This is a genomic window from Streptomyces sp. NPDC057702 (assembly GCF_042799315.1).
In the GTDB taxonomy this organism is placed as follows: domain Bacteria; phylum Actinomycetota; class Actinomycetes; order Streptomycetales; family Streptomycetaceae; genus Streptomyces.
In genome coordinates, this window is the sequence record NZ_JBHVJC010000009.1 from 161,466 (window position 1) to 178,941 (window position 17,476).

The following is a 17,476-nucleotide window of genomic DNA, read 5'->3' on the forward strand; positions in this document are numbered from 1 at the left end:
TAGCGGCGTTTGCGATGCTTGATCACGAGGGCGGGCCCGCTCTCGTACGTCGAACGCTATGGAGGCCGACCATGACTCGTCCGATCACCGCGGGAGTGGACGGCTCGCCAGAGAGCCTGGCCGCCGCCGACTGGGCGGCCGACGAGGCCGTGCGCCGCGGGCTGCCGCTGCGCGTGGTGCACGCCTGGCACTGGGAGCCGCTCACCACGCCGGTGGCCAGCGCCGCGGACGAACAGGCCGCGTGGGCGCGGAACCTGGTGCGCGAGGTCGAACAGCGCCTGGCCGCCCGCCACCCGGACCTGTCGATCGTCGCCGAGGTCCTGGACGCCGAGCCCGTGCCGGCGCTGGAGCAGGCCGGCGCGGACGCGCACACGCTGGTGCTGGGCACGCGCGGGCACGGCGCGCTGCTGGGCTTCCTGCTGGGCTCGCACGCCCAGCAGGTGATCGCCCGCGCTACCCGCCCGGTCGTCTCGGTCCGGGCCCCCGAGGAGGATGAGGCGGCGGGGGCCGACGGGCAGGAGACGAGAGGCGGCGAGGTCGTGGTGGGCCAGCAGGGCTCGGCCGAGGACAGCGACGCGGTCCTGCGCTTCGCGTTCGAGGCCGCCGCCACACACGGCCTGACGGTACGCGCCGTACGGGCCTGGAGCCTGCCGCCCATCTACTCCGTACGCCCCGACACGCTGCGCCTGGCGGACGAGGCGGGCGGTCTTGAGCCCTACGAGCGGGAGCAGCTGACCGAGGCGCTGGCGCCGTGGCGCAAGGAGTTCCCCGACGTGCCCGTGGTGGAGCACGTCGAGATCGGCAGCGGCGGTCAGGTGCTGCTCGCGCAGACCGGGAACGCGCGGCTGCTGGTGGTCGGGCGGCGGGTGCGCCGCTCCCCCGTCGGTACGCGGATCGGCTCGGTGGCGCACGCCGCACTGCACCACGCCCGCTGCCCCGTCGCGGTCGTCCCGCACGACTGAGCGGGGCGCGGGCGTGCGCCCCGTGCCGGGCCAGAGCCCGGCGCGGGGCGCCGCGCTCACATCGCCATGCCGCCGTCGACGCACACGACCTGGCCGGTGATGTAGGAGCTCTCCTCGCTGGCGAGGAAGGCCACCAGGTTGGCGACCTCCTCCGGGCGGCCGAAGCGGCCCATGGGCACCGGGCCCAGGCGCTGCGTGTCGTCCTGGAGGTGCTCGGTCATGTCGGTGCTGATCAGCCCCGGGGCGACGGCGTTGCAGCGCACGTTGCGCTCGCCGAGCTCCTTGGCGATCGTCTTGGTCAGACCGATGAGCCCGGCCTTGGCCGAGGCGTAGTTGGCCTGTCCCGCGCTGCCGAAGACGCCGGCGACCGAGGAGATGTTGATGATCGAGCCGGTGCGACGGCGGATGAAGCCGAAGTAGCAGCTCTTGATGAAGTAGAAGGCGCCCTTGAGGCTGGTGTCCAGGACCGCGTCGAAGTCCTCGTCCTTGATGGACACCGCCAGCCCGTCGCGGATGATGCCCGCGTTGTTGACCAGGATGTCGACCGGGCCCAGTTCGCCGGTTATCGCCTTCACCGTCTGGCTGACCTGCTCGGAGACGGCCACATCGCAGCGGTAGATCCGCGCCGTGCTGCCCAGCGCCTCGGCCTCGCGCTGGGTCTCCTTCGCGCTGGCCTCGTCGTTGGCGTACACGATGGCCACGTTCGCGCCGCCCCGGGCCAGCCGGAGTACGGTGGCCCGGCCCAGGCCACGGGAGCCGCCGGTGACGACGGCCACCTTGCCGGCCAGTGGCCCGCTCACGCGCGGGCCTCGTCGATGACGCGGACGATGTCACCGATGCTCTGCGCGTCGGCGAACCTCACCATGGGCAGCGAGACGCCGGCGGCCTCCATGGTCTCGGTGATGATGTCGGCCCGGTCGATCGAGTTGGCCCCCAGGTCGCGCAGGCTGTCCCGCGGGGTGGCCCCGCTCAGGTCAACCTCCGGGATGATCTCCGAGAAGACGGAAATCAGGGCCTTGAAGATCTCGTCCTGCGTCATGCTCTCTTCTCTCTCGCGCTGTGCGTGGTGCGGGCCGCTGGCGCGGCCGGGCTGACGTGCCGCTGACGCGGCGGGTGGGGCGTGCTGGTCCGGCTAGGCGCCGTAGCGGCTCAGGAGGAGTTCCTTGACCTCGGGCTGGTGGAAGGTGACCTCGTGCATCGCCAACTCTCGCTCGATCACCCCCGGAAGCTGCTCGCGCAGCTCGCGGACGAGGTGCTCCTTGAGGAGGACCAGCGAGCGCCGGGGCTTCTCGGCCAGGCTCTCGGCCAGCTCCAGCGCCGCCGGGAGGACGTCCTTGCGGGGCCGCACCGGGTAGGGCACGCCCCGCTCGGCCAGCTCCGCGCCCCGAAAGGTGCGGCCGGTGAGCAGGAACTCCTGGGCCAGGGCCAGACCCAGCTTCGCGGGGAAGACACGGGTCGACCCGAAGCCGGGAGTGAAACCGTACTTCATGAAGTTCGCGGTGTAGATGCTCTCCCGCGACAGGATCACGAAGTCGGCGAACAGGCCCATGGACAGGCCGCCGCCGATGGCGTGTCCCTGCATCGCGGAGATGACCGGGACCGGGCATTCCAGGGGCAGGGAGTACGCGTTGGGCACGCCGTCGTCCTTGGCCTGGAAGGTCGACTCCCCCGCGTGGATGTCGAGGAGCACCTCGCGGGTGCCGCCCGAGCAGAAGAAGCTGCCGTAGCCGGTGAGGATGACCGCCCTGTACCGCTCGTCGGCCTCGATCCGCTGGAACGCCCGGCCCAGGCCGGCGAGCAGGTCGCCGGTGAAGGTGTTCTTGTTCTCCTGGTCGGCCATGGTGATCTGGGCGACCCCGGGGCGGGGTTCGGTCACCGTGACGACGTCGCTCACACCCACGCGTACTCCCGGTGGAACTCGTTGACGCGCTTGAGGAAGAGGCGGCCGGTGCCGGAGACGGTGTCCAGGATCTCGGGGACGAGGTCAAGCCGCAGCTCGACGTTGCGGGTGCCGAACTCGATGACCTCGTTCTCCTTGGTCAGCCGCAGGTACTGCTCGATGCTCAGCTCGTACCGGTCGTCCAGGGTCTTGTTCGTGTTCATCGCCCGCACCCGCTCCTGGCTGTCCTGGGTGACGACGCCGCTGTAGAACTCCGAGCAGCAGCCGGAGCCGTAGGAGAAGATGCCCACCCGCTTGGGGGTGCTGAAGTCGCCGTGGGCGATGGTGCCGAGCAGGTTGAGGAAGACCGTGCCGCCGAAGACGTTGCCCACCCGCTGGCAGTAGGACAGGCCGGGCAGCACCCGGCGCTCGAAGTCGGCCTCGATGGCGGGGTTCCGGGCCTTGCACATGCGCCGCATCATCGTGCGGTGGGCGCCCTTGACCATGCCGCCGAAGGGGGTGTGGAAGGAGAGGTAGTCGAAGGTGGAGGCGTAGTCGACGTCCTCGACCTTGGTGGCGTACGCGCGGTAGGCCGCCTCGCAGCAGTCCAGGTAGGACATGAGGGACAGGTCGGCGTTGCCCGCCTCGCTGTCCGGCACGGGGCGGCAGGTGTCCATCACCTCGTAGCCGTAGTAGCCGTTGGCTCCGACGTCGACGCTGAAGACGTGCGGGGTGTCGCTGACCAGGATGGCCATGGCCCCGGCGCCGCCGCTGGGCTCGGCGAACGACCAGTCCTCCTGGAGCGCCTCGCCGCCCTCGGTGGCCTTGAAGCGGGAGATGTCGGTGGTCACCACGAGGCCCTTGGCGCCCGGGGAGACCTGCGAGAGGACGAAGTTGACGGCGTTCTGGAAGCCGGCCGTCCCCGCGTAGCAGGCGTTCTTGACCTCGAAGAGCCGGCAGCCACGACTGAGGCCCAGGTAGTCGTGTACGTAGGTGCTCAGCGACTTGCCGAAGTCGATGCCGGACTCGGTGCAGGTGATCAGGACCTCGATGCTGTCCCGCTCCTCCTGGCTGAGGGCGTCCACGATCGGCTTGGCGGCGTTGACCGCGAAGGAGACCGGGTCCTCGTAGGGCAGGGCCACCGACTTCTCTCGCATGAGCAGGTTCTCGAACCGCTCGTTGTCCAGCCCCCGGTACTCGGCCAGGGTCTGTACGTCGAGATAGGCCGAACCCCCGTAGAAGTTGATCGCCTCGATGCCGGCCGCGCGCGGTCGCATAGTCTCTCTCCTCGTTTTCACGTTCCCGTCCAACCCACCGCTCATGACCGGCCCACCGCGTCCAGGAGTTCCTGCCGGATGATGGCCAGCAGACGGCTCTGGGACTGGTGGGCGTCGATGAACTGGTGGTCGCCGGCCATCGTGTGCAGGAGGAAGGGGCCGGTGGTCAGCCCCTCCCACAGCTTGGTCTCCTCCGACGCCACCCAGTCGTCCACGCCGTGGAAGGCCGTGACGGGGGCGGCGAAGGTCTCGTGGGGGTCGTAGGTGTAGCGGTCGATGAGGCTGCACGCGGCCAGCAGCTGCGGCAGCGTCGCCCGGGTCTCGACCTCGCCGTAGCTCCAGGCGTCGCCGTAGGCACGGACGACGACCTCGACGGCCTCGGGGTCCTGGCGGATCTCCTCGTAGGTGGGGATCTGCTTCATGCCGTTCTTCGCCAGCTCATCCAGGATGTCCTGGATGCTCGGGTTGGGTCCGCTGGGGGCGGCGAAGCCCGAGACGAAGGTCTTGACCAGCCGGGCGCTCGGGTTCAGACCCAGCCGCTGGGAGAGCCGGAAGGAGAACAGGGCGCCCCAGCTGTGACCGAAGGTGGCGCAGGGCAGGTCGAGCAGCGCGGGATCGACGACCCGCTCCATGGTGCGCATGAACGCGTCGATGTCGGAGGGGGCGCGCTCGTCCAGCCGCTTGGTGTCCATCCCCGGCAGCTTGATCGCGCACACGTCGACCTCCGGACCGAGGTGTTCGCGCCAGTCATCGAACAGGTCGGCGTCCCGGTAGCCGTTGGGGAAGCAGAACAGCCGCACCTTCGCCTCGGGCGCCGGCTGGTAGCGGTGCACCCAGTGCGCGGGGGTCAGGTTGTCCTCGTACGGCTTGGTCTGTGCCGCGCGCAGCCCACTGCCGCCGGGGAGCAGGTCCGTGAGGTTGCCCGCCAGGTCGCGCAGGGTGTCACTCTGGACCAGGTCGGCGAAGGAGATGTCCACCGACAGCAGCGTGCCCGTCTTGTGGAAGAAGCGCAGGCCCGTCATCGAGTCCAGCCCGAAGTCGCTCATCGCCTGGTCGGGGTCGACCTCCTCGGGCTCCATCTCCAGGATGTGCGCGAGCAGCCGGCCCAGGTACTCCAGGACCATCTCCCGCTTGCGTTCGGCGTTCGCGTAGCCGTAGCGCTGGAGGAAGTCGCGGTCCTCGCCCTCCTTGTCCAGGGTGGCGGCGTCCATCATGGCCTTGAGCTCGCCGAGCTTCTTCTCGTCGAACTCCTTGAGCCGGATGTGGCCGACGGAGGCGACCGTGGTGCCCGAGGCGTCCACCAGGCGGATGCTGCCGGTGATCTCCTGGCGGTCCGCGTCGAACTCGGGGACGGCCACGCTCGCGTGCAGGCCCTCGGCCGACGAGCAGGGGCCCAGGACGACCTCGTCCATCTCGGCCACCATGTACTTACGCCCGCCGGGGGTGCGCTCGACGGCCACGTAGTTGCAGGTCTGGGCGCAGCTGTCGAGGACGCCGGGGTGGAAGCCCAGGGCGTAGTCACGGTCGGCGGTGGCCCCCTGGGGCGCGGCGAAACTGACGAGCACCTCGTTCCCCTCGCGCCACCAGGCCCCGTCCACGTAGCGCACGGCCGGGCCGAAGTAGAAGCCCCGGTCCTGCTCCAGCGGCTCGTAGAACTCCTCGCGGGGCACCACGCGGCGGCTGGCGCGCTGGATGGCGGCCACCTCCAGCGGGGCGGCGTCGGTGGTGGTGCTCTCGTCGGTCGGGCCGACGACGCCGTGGACGTTCAGACTCCACTGGGCCGCGTCGGCCTCCTTGCTGTGGAACTGGAAGTCGAAGGAGCCGTCGCCGGACTCGCGCGGGTCCAGGACCAGCAGCACCTCCTTGGTCTCCTCGGCGAAGACCATGAGGGGGGCGGTGAAGCGCATGTCACGCACCCGGCACAGCCGGCCCGGGTGTCGCTCGGCCAGCACGGCCCGCAGCATCTCCAGGTAGTACCCCACGTGCACGACACCGGAGTTGTCCACCAGCTCGGGGAAGTTCTGGTGGGCGAAGGTGTACAGGTACTGCTTCTGCCGCACCGGCAGGCCCAGTTCCTCGCCGCGCAGGCCCTCCCGGCTCAGGCGTCCGCCCAGGCGCCCGGTCAGCTCCGCCGTGTCCTGGTCGGTGCCGGAGTGGGCCAGCCAGTGCCGGGTGGACTCGAAGGGGTAGTTGGGCAGCATCAGCTTGCGCCGGCCGCGGCCCGCGTAGTGGTCCCGCCAGGTCAGCGAGGAGCCCAGGCAGGAGAGCCGGGCCAGCGCCCGCAGCAGCGAGTCCAGTGCCGCCGCCCGGTCGGTCAGCCGCAGCACCACGACGTCCTCGCGTTCCAGGACCTCCGCGGTGCGCGGCGCGCCCAGTTCGACGAAGAACCGGTAGCCCTGGTCGTACAGCTCCCGTAGGCCCTCGTCGTAGCGGATCGGGGAGGTGAGGGCGTGGTCGTGGAAGTCGGCGCGCAGCGCCTCGGGGTTGTGGCTGGTCTGGAGGGTGTGCGGCGACTGGTAGCGGCTGGCGGGCTGCTGGTAGGCCGCCGCGCGTACGGCGTGCCGCCAGGTGGTGGCCCGGTCCTCGTAGGCGGCCGAGGGCCAGGTGGCGTCCGGTTCGGGGACGATCTCGGCGCCGGCGGCGGCCAGCGCGTCGGTGACCTGGCGCAGCGCCGTGGGAGCGGCGGACAGCACGCGCTCGCCGGGGCCGTAGACGGCCGACAGGTGGGCCTGGCCCTGCCAGTCGCGCATGACCTCCTCGAACGTCTCGCGCTCCAGCAGCACCCGGGCGAAGGCGACCGGTTCGGCCGAGCGGCGCGCCGCGTCCAGCGCCACGTGGTGCTCGACCGCGGCCGGCAGGCTCAGCACGCCGGAGACGACGGCCGCGACCAGGGAGCCGGTGCGCTCGCCGAAGGTGATCTCGGGCAGGACGCCGTAGGAGGCCAGCAGTTGGCACAGGGCGTACTCGGCGGCGAACAGCCACGCCTGGGCGGCCTGCGGCGTCGCGGGCGCGGCGCCCTCGGTGGTCAGCGCGGCGAGCTGGGGGCCGCAGGCTCCCTCGAAGTGGGTCAGGCACTCGGCCAGCGCCCCCCGGAAGACGGGGAAGGCGGCGGCCAGGGCGCGGGCGACCTCGACCGTGTGGCCGGTGTCGCCGTGGAAGAGGAAGGCCAGCTTGGGCTGGATCTTCTCGTCGGTCCGCGCGGCGAAGGCCCGGCCGCCGGCGTGCTGGGTGAACAGGGTGCGCTTGGCGTTCCAGCGGTCCCGGCCGTGGCTGCTGCCCAGGATGACCGAGGTGTCCGAGTAGAGCGTCCCCTCCTCCTCGTACGCCGCGAGCACGGCGGCGAAGCCCGCGCGCAGTTCGGCGGCGGTGGTGCCGAGGAAGACGGCGCGGTGGGTGAACGCGGTGCGACAGGCGTTGGCCGTGAAGCACAGGTCCTCGACCGGGACGTCGGGGTCGCTGGCCAGGTAGGCGTCGAAGTCGCGTATCTGGCGGACCAGCTTCTCCTCGTCGGTGGCGCTGAGGGTCAGCAACGAGGAGGCCAGCGGCGGGTGTTCGGGCACGCGCTCCGGTGTGCCCTGGGGGGCTTCGGAGAGGATCAGGTGCGCGTTGGTGCCGCTGAATCCGAAGGCGCTGATGCCGGCGTACCGGGGCCGGTCGGGGTCGGCCGGCCAGGGCAGGGTGGTGCGCGGGAAGGTGAAGGAGTCGCTGAGCGGCGTCAGGCGTGGGTTGAGCTCGCTGAGTCCGGCGATGGGCGGGATCTCGCCGTGGTGCAGGCACAGCACGGTCTTGATGAGGCTGGCGATGCCGGCGCCGGCCTCCAGGTGGCCGATGTTGGCCTTGACCGCGCCGAGCGTGAGCGGGCGCGCCTCGTGGCCGTAGACGTGGTGGATGGCGTCGATCTCGATCGGGTCACCGAGCAGCGTGCCGGTGCCGTGCGTCTCCAGGTAGTCGACGGCCTCGGCGGCCACTGCGGCGTTCTCCAACGCCCGCGCCAGGACGGCCTTCTGGGCCTGGCCGTTGGGCATGGTCAGGCCGCTGCTCTCGCCGTCGTTGTTGATGGCGCCACCCCGGATGAGGGCGTAGACGGTGTCGCCGTCGCGCTGGGCGTCCGAGAGGCGCTTGAGGACGACCATGCCCACGCCCTCGCCCCGGCCGTAGCCGTCCGCCGAGGCGTCGAAGGGCTTGGATCTGCCGTCGGCGGCCAGGGCGTTCATCATGCACAGCGAGGACATGACGCCGGGCGAGAGCATCATGTTCACGCCGCCGGCCAGTGCCGTGTCGCACTCCCCGCGTCGCAGCGCGTCCACGGCCAGCTGCGGGCCGACCAGCGACGAGGAGCAGGCGGTGTCCACGGACAGGGCGGGGCCGTTCCAGCCGAACGCGTAGGAGATGCGTCCGGAGGCGATGCTGGAGGTGGTGCCGGTGCCGATGTACTCGTTGACGTCGGCGGAGTCGCGCACGAGCTGGGCGTACTCGGAGTTGCTGGAGATCCCGACGAAGACGCCGGTGGAGCTGCCGCGCAGCTGTTCCGGATGCTGGCCGGCGTTCTCCAACGCCTCCCAGCACACCTCCAGCAACTGGCGCTGCTGGGGGTCCATCGCGTTGGCTTCCAGCGGCGAGATCTTGAAGAACCGGGCGTCGAACGTCGAGACGTCGTCGGCCAGGAAGTTGCTCTGCCGGATGTACATCTTGCCGGGCTTGCCGGGCGTCGGGTCGTAGTGCTCCTGGACCGGCCAGCGGCCCTCGGGCACGTCGCGCACGCCGACGCCGGCTGCGCGCAGGAAGTCCCAGAACCGCTCGGGGGTGTCACACCCGCCGGGGAAGCGGCAGGCCAGGCCGACCACGGCGACCGGCTCCTGGGCCGCCGCACGGCTGCGGGCCAACTGGCGGCGCAGGTTCTGGATCGTCAGGACGGACTGTTTCAGTACCTCGGTGGTGCTGCTCTTGGCCTGCTCACTCATGAAACATCCAGCCCCTCGTTCTCACTCAGCTCGATTTCCTTCCGCAGCAGGGCGACGAGGTCGTCCTCGCCCATGCCGTCGAGATCGGACGAGTCGTCCGAGCCCTCGAAGCCGCCCGCTCCCGGGGGGCCGTCGTCGACGGCGAGCCCGGTGGCCGGGGCGGCGGGCGCGGGGCCCGCGGGCGCCTGCGGCTCCGGCACGCCGGCCGGGGCCGCCGCGCCAGGCAGCTCGGGCGCGCCGACCGGCAGCGTCGCCTCGACCTCGCGCTCGGGGACCCCCAACATGCGGGTGATCTTCGCGATGTCGCCCTTGACCGTGACGACCTGCGGGTGGCCCAGGCCGACGGCGGTACGCAGCGCCTGCCAGCCCTCGGGGCCCTCCAGGACGACGGTGCCCAACTGGTTGCGCATCCAGGTCAGGATCGCGTCGCTGGTCTCCATGCCGCCGTCACGCCAGAAGGACCAGTTCAGCGACAGGGTGTGACCGCTGCGCTCGCCGCGCTCGCACTGCTTGGCGCGGTACTCGGCGAAGGCGTCCAGATAGCTGTTGGCGAAGCAGTAGTCGCTCTGTCCGAAGTTGCCCAGGACGGCCGCCAGCGAGGAGAACATCACGAAGCACTCCAGCGGCTCGTCCCGCAGCGCCTCGTCCAGGTGGCGGGTGCCGAACACCTTGGCCCGGAAGACCTCCGCCATCTCCTCGGGGCGCTTGTTCTGGAGCGAGCCGTCGCGCAGCGCGCCGGCCGAGTGGATCAGGCCGGTGACCGGGCCGAAGCGCTCACGCACCTCAGCGACCAGGTCCGCGACCGCCTGCCGGTCACCGATGTCGGCGCGCAGGTAGTGCGCGCCGGCCCCATCGCCGCCCCAGGAGGCGAGCTCGGCCAGCCGCTCGGGGGTGGCCTCGCGCCGGCCGACCAGGACGACGGTGGCCTGGTGCTCCTCGCACAGGTAGCGGGCGAAGAGCCCGGCCAGGCCGCCGGGGCCGCCGGTGACCAGGTACCGGCCGCCGTCGCCGAAGCGGGGCCGGGCGGCCTCGATCTCGCCGGCGGGGACCGGGTGGAAGCAGCGCGTCCAGCGGCGGCTGCCGCTGTGTCGCAGCTCCACGTCCTGGTCGTCGTGGCCGAACTCGGCGAGCAGGGCCGCCGCCGCGCGGGCCCGGCTGAGGTTGGCCCGGGTGAACTCAAGCGACTTGTAGACCAGCAGCGGGCTCTCCATGCGCACGGCCCGCAGGAAACCGCCGATGCCCTGGCTCTCGGGCGCGGCGGCGCCGCCGCGCGTGGCGTACGCGTAGACCAGGCGCACCCGCTGACCGGGCAGCTTGGCCAGCACGGCCTGGCTGAGGGCGGTCAGGGCGTAGACGCCGTGGTGCAGGGCGGCCTCGACGCGGTCGGGGTCGGCGTCGGAGGCGGGGGCCGACCAGTTGTGGATGACGCGCTCCACGCGGGCGCCGCGCTCGGCCAGCGCGTCGAGCAGGCGCTCGTAGTCGGCCCTGGCCAGCGGGTCGAGCTCGAACTCGTCCGGCCCGGTGGAGCGGAACCCGTGCTCGCCCGGGCGCACCAGGATCACGCGCTCGGGGCGCTGGGTGGCCGGCAGGCCCAGCAGGGCCGTCCGCAGCTTGTCACCGGTGTCCAGGAGGACGACGGTGCCTCCGGCCTCGGTCGTGGCGGCCGTGTCCGTCTCGGCCCAGTCCCGGGTGAACAGCCACACGGGGGCGTCCTCGTCGGTGTCCGGGGTCGTGGGCGGCTCGGCGGCGCGCGGGTCGCCGGCCTGGTCCAGCAGGCCCAGCAGGTAGCCACCGACGTCGTTGATGGTCGGGTAGTTGAAGATGAGTTGCAGGTCCAGGCTGTGGCCGAAGAGCTGCTCCAGCAGGTTGTGCAGCTGCGTGGAGGTGATGGAGTCCATGCCCAGCTCGAAGAAGCCGCGGTCGGTCTCCGGCAGCTTGCCCTCGGCGAAGCCGAGCAGGGTGGCGACGCGGCGCTGGAGGTAGCCGGCCATCAGCTCGGCGCGCTCGCCCCGGAACGCCTCGGCCAGTTGGCCCAGAAACGCGTGGTCCACGCCGTCGGGCAGCGCGTCGGCCGCCTCCGGCGGCGCGGCGGCCGGTTCGGCGGCCACCCGCAAGGGGCTCTGGTACAGCCAGTGGGCATCGCGCTCGAAGGGGTAGCCGGGCAGCGGGACCCGGCGCCCCGGGCGCCCGCGCCAGGCGGCCTCGAAGTCCGCCTCCTCGCCGTCGACCCACTGCCGGGCGACGGTGTCGAGCCGCTCGGTGGCCACCCGCCCGTCGGCCACGAAGCCCTTGAGCTGGGCGGCGAGGTCGGCGAGGTCGGTGGCGAGGAAGGCGGCCCGGTGCGCCAGCGGCCGGCGGCCGACCTGGAGCGTGTACGCCACGTCGGCCAGTTCCGGCAGCGCGTCGGGGGCCGCGCCCTCCAGGTGGGTGTGCAGGTCGGCGGCGTAGCGGGCCAGTGCCTCGGGGCCGCGCGCGGACAGCGGCACCAGGTGGGGGCCGCTGGTGGGCGCCGCCGGGCGGGGCCGGGCGGTGTACTCCTCCAGGACCAGGTGGACGTTGACGCCGCCCACGCCGAAGGAGCTGACGCCGGCGCGGCGCGGCTGGCCCTGCGGGGGCTGCCAGGGCTCGGCGTCCAGCTGGACCCGGAAGGGGGTGCGGTCGAAGTCGATGTTCGGGTTGAGCCGCTCGGAGTTGAGCCGGCTGGGGAACAGCCGCCCCTCGCGCATCTGCAGCAGGACCTTGGTGACCTGGGAGATGCCGGCGGCGGCCTCCAGGTGGCCGATGTTGGACTTGACCGAGCCGATGGCGCAGTGCCGCCCGTCGTCGGGGAAGCCGTCGAACGCGGTGGCCAGCGCCTCGATCTCGATGCTGTCGCCCAGCGAGGTGCCGGTGCCGTGGGCCTCCAGGTAGCTGACGCTGCCCGGCTCGACGCCGGCCCTGGTCAGCGCGGCGCGCACGACCTCGGCCTGGGCGACCGGGTTGGGCACCGTGTAGCCGTTGGTCTTGCCACCGTGGTTGACGGCGGTGCCCTTGATGACGCCGTAGATGTGGTCGCCGTCGGCCTCGGCCCGGGCGAGCGGCTTGAGCAGGACGGCGCCCACGCCCTCGCCGGGCACGTAGCCGTTGCCGCCCTCGCCGAAGCTCTTGCAGTGGCCGTCGGCGGAGAGGAAGTTGAACATGCCCAGCGTCAGGTACTTGCTGGGGTGCAGGCTCAGGTTGACGCCGCCGGCGATGGCGGCCTCGACCTCGCCGTGGCGCAGCGCCTCGCAGGCGAGGTGGATGGCGTACAGCGAGGAGGAGCAGGCGGTGTCCACGACCAGGCTGGGGCCGCGCAGGTTGAGCAGGTAGGAGACGCGGTTGGCCACCGAGTAGAGCTGCGAGTCGATCGGCACGTCCTTGCCGGCGGCCAGGTCGGCCGCGCCGTGCAGGCCGTACTCGTTGAAGGTGACGCCGGCGTAGACGGCGACGTTGCCGCGCCGGTCGCCGGCGTGCGGGTCGGCGAAGGACTCGGGGGTGTGCCCCGCGTCCTCCAGGCAGTGCCAGACGGCCTCCAGGAACAGCCGCTCCTGGGGGTCCATGTAGGCGGCGGCGCCGGGCGAGAGGTTGAAGAAGGCGGGGTCGAAGGCGAACGCGTCGTCGAGGAAGCCACCCCAGCGGCAGTCGATGTCAGGGAAGTCGCGGTGGTCCCAGCGCTCGGTGGGAATCTCGGTGATGGCGTCCTTGCCGGCGGCGAGGTTCTCGGCGAACCGCGCCAGGTCCGGCGCCTGCGGGTAGCGCCCGCTGAGGCCGACGATGGCGATGTCCCCGGAGCCGGTCGCGGCGTGGGAGCCGGTCGCCGTGGTGGCCGGTACGAGGGCGGCGGGGGCCGGCGCGGCCGGTGTCGCGATCGCGGCGCGGGGGGCCGGGCGGCCCAGTTCCCGGGCGGCGTCGGTGGTGGCCAGGTGACGCGCCAGGGACTCCAGGTCCTTGTAGGTGAACAGCAGGGAGGTGGGCAGCGGGCCGTAGTACGCCTCCAGGGCCCGGTTGAGCTGGGTGATCCGGACGGAGTCGACGCCGTAGTCCTCGAACGTCGTGTGGGCCCGGAGCCGGTCGATAGGGATCTTGAGCACGTCGGAGAAGCGGTGCCGCACGTCCGCCAGGACAGCGGCGTGCAACTCCGCGCCACTGAGCGGCGCGGCCCGCGGCGCGGCGGCCTCGGCTTGGCGCGGGGCCACCGGCCCGGCGGGCGCGAGCGGCGCGGCGGGGGCGGCCGGTGGGCCGCCCGGGGCGCCGACCAGCGCCGAGGCGGGCACCAGCGGGTCGTTCGGACCGACCGGGACGATCCAGTGCACCTCGCGGGCGAACGGGTAGGTGGGCAGCGGCAGTCGTCGCCGGGCCTGGCCCTGCCACAGCGGTGCCCAGTCCGCGTCGGCGCCCATGACCCACATCTCGGCGGTCTCGTCCAACCGGCCCTCGGCCAGCAGTTGGCGGGTGTACTTCTGGGTGACGTCGTGGTGCAGCAGCGAGTGCAGCCGGCGGTCGTGGTCCTCGGTGGAGCCGGACCACACGCCCGGGGCGTCCGCGCGGCCCGCCAGGAAGTCCCGCAGCCCCCGGCGCAGGCCGTCCAGGTCACCGGCGCGCACGGCCAGCCGTTCGGCCATCGCCTCGCGCCCGGTCTGGAGGGTGTACGCCAGGTCGGCCAGGGACGGCGCGGGCGCGGCGGCCGCCGGGGCTTCGGGCGCGGCAAGGGGTCCGCTGCCGTACAGGTCGACCAGGTGGGCGGCGGTACCGGCCACGGTGGGCCGCTCGCGGAGCACCTGGGCCGGGAAGGCCAGGCCCAGTCGTTCCTGCAACCGCTCGTGGCAGGCGACCAGTTCGTAGGCGCCAAGGCCCTGGTCGGCGTACGGTTCCTGGTCGTCGATGTCGGCCGGGCGCAGGCCCAGCGCGTGGGCGACCGCCGCGCGGGTCTCGGCGCGCGCCGTCTCGGGTGTCAGGGCCGTGGGTGCCTGGGCCGTCGCCGGCTGGTGGGCGGCCGGGGCGGGGGTGGCGTGACGGTCCAGGTGGGCCAGGAGTCGCTGGGCGGCGCTCGTCAGGCCCTCGCGCTGCTGCGCGGAGAGCACGAAGAGCTGCTCGCGCGGCGCCTCCTGGCGCGCCGGTCGGGACGGCGCCGGGGCCTCCTCGATGACGAGGTGGGCGTTGGTGCCGCCGGCGCCGAAGGCGCTGACGCCCGCGCGGCGCGGCAGCTCCCGGCCGTCGGGTGTGGTCGGGGCCTGCCAGTCCGCCAGGTCGCGCTGGACGGTGAAGGGCGTCTCGGCGAAGTCGATCAGCGGGTTCAGGGGCGTGGCGTGCAGCGAGGGCACCAGTTGGCGGTGCCGCAGTTGCAGGATCACCTTGGTCAGGGCGGCGATGCCGGCCGCCGACTCCAGGTGACCGATGTTCGACTTGACCGAGCCGATCGCGCAGAACCGCTGGTCCTGGGTGGCCTTCCGGTACGCCTTGGTCAGGCCGGTGATCTCGATGGGGTCGCCCAGCGAGGTGCCGGTGCCGTGCGCCTCGACGTAGGAGATCGACCGCGGGTCGACGTCGGCGTGGGCCAGCGCCTCGCTGATGACCTCGGCCTGGGCGTGCGGGTTGGGTACGGAGTAACCACTGGTCCGGCCGCCCGCGTTGACGGCCGAGCCCTTGATGACGGCGTACACGTGGTCGCCGTCGGCCAGGGCCTGGTCCAGCGGCTTGAGGAGGACGGCGCCCACGCCCTCGCCGGGCACGTATCCGTCGCCGCCCTCGCCGAAGGCGCGGCAGCGGCCGTCGCTGGAGAGGAAGCCGCCCTGGCCGAGCTGGAGGTACTTGGCCGGGTGGGACATGACGTTGACGCCGCCGGCCAGGGCCAGTTCGCACTCGCCGCCACGGATGGCCGCGCACGCCTGGTGGATGGCGACCAGCGACGAGGAGCACATGGTGTCCACCGTCATGCTCGGCCCGTGGAAGTCGAAGAAGTACGAGACGCGGTTGGCGACCGAGGCGTACGAGGAGTTGCCGTTGAGCCAGCCGCCGTGCTTGTCGGTGGCCAGGAGCTGGTAGAGGCCGAACATGACGCCGGCGTAGACGCCGACCTTCTTGCCGGCCAGCGCGCCCGGGGCGTAGCCGGCGTCCTCGATGACCTGGTGGGAGGTCTCCAGGAACAGGCGCTCCTGCGGGTCGAGGAACTCGGCCTCGACGGGCGGGATGTTGAAGAACAGCGGGTCGAAGAGTTCCACGCCGTCCAGGAAGCCGCCCCACCGGCTGTAGGTGGTGCCCGGCTTGCCGCGCTCGGGGCTGTAGTAGGCGCTGTGGTCCCAGCGGCGGTGCGGGACCTCGGTGACGCTGTTCGCGCCGGTGCGCAGGTTCTCCCAGAAGGCGTCGAGGTCCGCGGCGCCCGGGTAGCGCCCGGCCAGGCCGATGATGGCGATGTCCCGCGCGGCGGCCGGCCGCGCGGCGGGTGCGCGCGGCGCGGCCGGCTCCGGGGTGGCGGCGGGGGCGGGGGGTGCGGTGGCGGGCTGGTCGGCCCGGCCGCGCCCGGTGAGCAGGGCCCACTTGCCGGTCAGCGTCCTGGCCGGGGTGGCGGCGGTCGGCGCGGGGGCCGGGGTGGGGGCGGCGACCGGGACCGGTGCCACGGCGGGCTGGGTGGGGGTGGTCGCGGCCAGCCCGAAGAGGGCGCTCAGTCGGGCGCCCTTGGTGCGCACGAGGTGGTCGGTGAGCTCGTTGACGTTGTCGTATTCAAAGAACAGCGTCTTGGCGAGCGGGCCCAGGTCCTCCTCCAGCTCCTGGGTCATGCTGATGATCAGGATCGACTCGACGCCGTAGCGGCCGAAGGAGACCTCGGGTCGGATCTCGGAGGTCGGCAGCTTGGTGAAGCGCGAGACCAGGCGCACCAGGTGGTCACGGGTGCGGCCACGCAGCACCGGGTCGGCGCCGGGCTCCGCCGTCTGGGTGGCGGACGGCGCGGCGGGGCCGGTGCGCGGCCGGGGCGCGGGGCGCCCGGTCGCCGACTCCAGCAGCTCCCAGGTGCGCGGCTCGCCCTTGACCACCACGACCTGCGGCGCGTCGCCGGCCAGCGCGGTGAACAGGGCGCTCACGCCCTCGTCCGGGGTCAGCGGGTGCAGGCCCAGCTCCGTCCTGGCCCGCTCCTCGGCGGCGTCCCCGGCGTGCATGGCGCCGACTCCCGCCCACAGCGGCCAGCCGACGGCCAGGGTGCGGCCGGTGCGCAGACCGCGCCGGCGCAGCGCCTCTCGGCGGTGCGCGTAGTGGTCGAGGTAGGCGTTGGCGAAGCCGTAGTCGGCCTGGCCGAGGTTGCCGAGCGTGCCGGCCAGCGAGGAGAAGAGGACGAAGAAGTCGAGCGGTTCGCCGCGCAGCGCCTCGTCCAGCAGGGCGGTGCCGGTGACCTTGGCGGCGAGGACGGCCGCCGCCTCCTCGCGGGTCTTGCGCAGCAGGAAGGAGTCGCGGATGACGCCCGCCGAGTGCAGGACGCCGGACAGCGGCCCGAAGGCGTCGCGGGCCTGGCTCACCAGCGTCGCCACGCCCTCGGCCGAGCTCACGTCGGCCCGCGCGTACCGGGCCTGGGCGCCCTCGCGGGTGAGGTCGGCCAGCGCGGCCCGGCCCCGCTCGTCCAGCGGGCCACGCCCGCTGAGGACCAGGCGCACCGGGGCGCGGCGGGCCAGTTCGCGGGCGAAGACCAGTCCGAGACCGCCCAGGCCGCCGGTGATCAGGTAGGTCGCGCCGGGCCGTACCGGGTCGGGCAGCGCGCCGGTCGGGGTGGGCAGCGCGGCGAGGCCGCGTACGGTGCGGCGCTCGCCGTCGTAGCGGATCTGGCTCGCCCCGGCCGGCTGGTCGAACTCGGCGAGTACGGTGGCCGCCGCCGCGTCGGCCGGGCGCGGGGTCAGGGCCACGCTGCGGTAGTCGAAGGCGGGCTTCTCCAGGGCGACCACCCGGGCGAAGGCGCCGACGGCGGCGTAGTGCGGGCTGTCGCCGTCCGCGTCCTCGGTGAAGGCGTGGACGAGGCGGACGTCGTGCTCCGCGCGCTCACGCAGCAGCGCCTGGGTCAGCTCGTGCAGCAGGACGTACTCCCGCTCGGCGGCGTGCGCGACCGTGACGTCACCGGTGTGCCGGGGCGCGGTGGGCCCGTGCCAGATCAGCACGCGGGTGGGCGCGGGGCCCTCGCGCAGGGCCGGGACCAGGTGGTCGGCCGTGCGCACCACGCGCAGCGTGGCGCCGGTGGCCTGGCGTGCCACGGCCTGGCGTAGGGCCGCTTCGGCCTCGTCCCGCGGGGCGAGGGCCAGGATGTGGCCGCTGGCGCTGGGCGCGTCGGCGGACCCGGGGGGCGCTGGCGGGGTGGGCTGCCACTGGGGGGTCCAGTGCCGGACGTGCTCGGTCATTTCCTCA

7 protein-coding genes are annotated in these 17,476 nt (G+C 72.9%); 1 reads left to right on the forward strand and 6 read right to left on the reverse strand.

Going from position 1 to position 17,476, the window contains the following annotated elements; translation table 11 throughout:
- Positions 1–71: 71 nt before the first annotated feature.
- Complete coding sequence (locus tag ACFVFR_RS09125) at positions 72–962, forward strand: universal stress protein (protein WP_383699059.1); 891 nt, start codon at positions 72–74, stop codon at positions 960–962.
- Between the two features lie 56 nt (positions 963–1,018).
- On the opposite strand, the gene fabG is transcribed toward ACFVFR_RS09125, so the two are convergent.
- From fabG to ACFVFR_RS09155, 6 genes are all read right to left on the reverse strand, one after another.
- The gene (gene fabG, locus ACFVFR_RS09130) at positions 1,019–1,762 is read right to left on the reverse strand and encodes a 3-oxoacyl-[acyl-carrier-protein] reductase (protein ID WP_383699060.1); all 744 of its coding nucleotides are present in this window, start codon (positions 1,760–1,762) and stop codon (positions 1,019–1,021) included.
- Positions 1,759–2,001 (reverse strand): phosphopantetheine-binding protein, encoded by a 243-nt coding sequence (locus ACFVFR_RS09135; RefSeq protein WP_383699061.1) that lies wholly within the window; start codon positions 1,999–2,001, stop codon positions 1,759–1,761. Before ACFVFR_RS09135 ends, fabG begins: the two co-directional genes overlap by 4 nt.
- A 93-nt stretch (positions 2,002–2,094) precedes the next feature.
- On the reverse strand, positions 2,095–2,856 hold the full coding sequence (locus tag ACFVFR_RS09140) for a polyketide synthase (protein WP_383699062.1): 762 nt from the start codon (positions 2,854–2,856) through the stop codon (positions 2,095–2,097).
- Positions 2,853–4,118 carry a hydroxymethylglutaryl-CoA synthase family protein gene (locus ACFVFR_RS09145; RefSeq protein ID WP_383699063.1) on the reverse strand — a complete coding sequence of 422 codons (1,266 nt, stop codon included), beginning with the start codon at positions 4,116–4,118 and terminating at the stop codon, positions 2,853–2,855. Before ACFVFR_RS09145 ends, ACFVFR_RS09140 begins: the two co-directional genes overlap by 4 nt.
- Before the next feature lie 41 nt (positions 4,119–4,159).
- On the reverse strand, positions 4,160–9,079 hold the full coding sequence (locus ACFVFR_RS09150) for a beta-ketoacyl synthase N-terminal-like domain-containing protein (RefSeq protein WP_383699064.1): 4,920 nt from the start codon (positions 9,077–9,079) through the stop codon (positions 4,160–4,162).
- Positions 9,076–17,469: an SDR family NAD(P)-dependent oxidoreductase gene (locus ACFVFR_RS09155; RefSeq protein WP_383699065.1), complete on the reverse strand. Its 8,394-nt coding sequence runs from the start codon at positions 17,467–17,469 to the stop codon at positions 9,076–9,078. Before ACFVFR_RS09155 ends, ACFVFR_RS09150 begins: the two co-directional genes overlap by 4 nt.
- Positions 17,470–17,476 lie beyond the last annotated feature (7 nt).

Coding starts and splice junctions, on each gene's coding strand:
- ACFVFR_RS09150 (WP_383699064.1), bottom strand. CDS start 9,079: ATGAGTGAGCAGGCCAAGAGCAGCACCACCGAGGTACTGAAACAGTCC.
- ACFVFR_RS09155 (WP_383699065.1), bottom strand. CDS start 17,469: ATGACCGAGCACGTCCGGCACTGGACCCCCCAGTGGCAGCCCACCCCG.
- ACFVFR_RS09135 (WP_383699061.1), bottom strand. CDS start 2,001: ATGACGCAGGACGAGATCTTCAAGGCCCTGATTTCCGTCTTCTCGGAG.
- ACFVFR_RS09125 (WP_383699059.1), top strand. CDS start 72: ATGACTCGTCCGATCACCGCGGGAGTGGACGGCTCGCCAGAGAGCCTG.
- ACFVFR_RS09145 (WP_383699063.1), bottom strand. CDS start 4,118: ATGCGACCGCGCGCGGCCGGCATCGAGGCGATCAACTTCTACGGGGGT.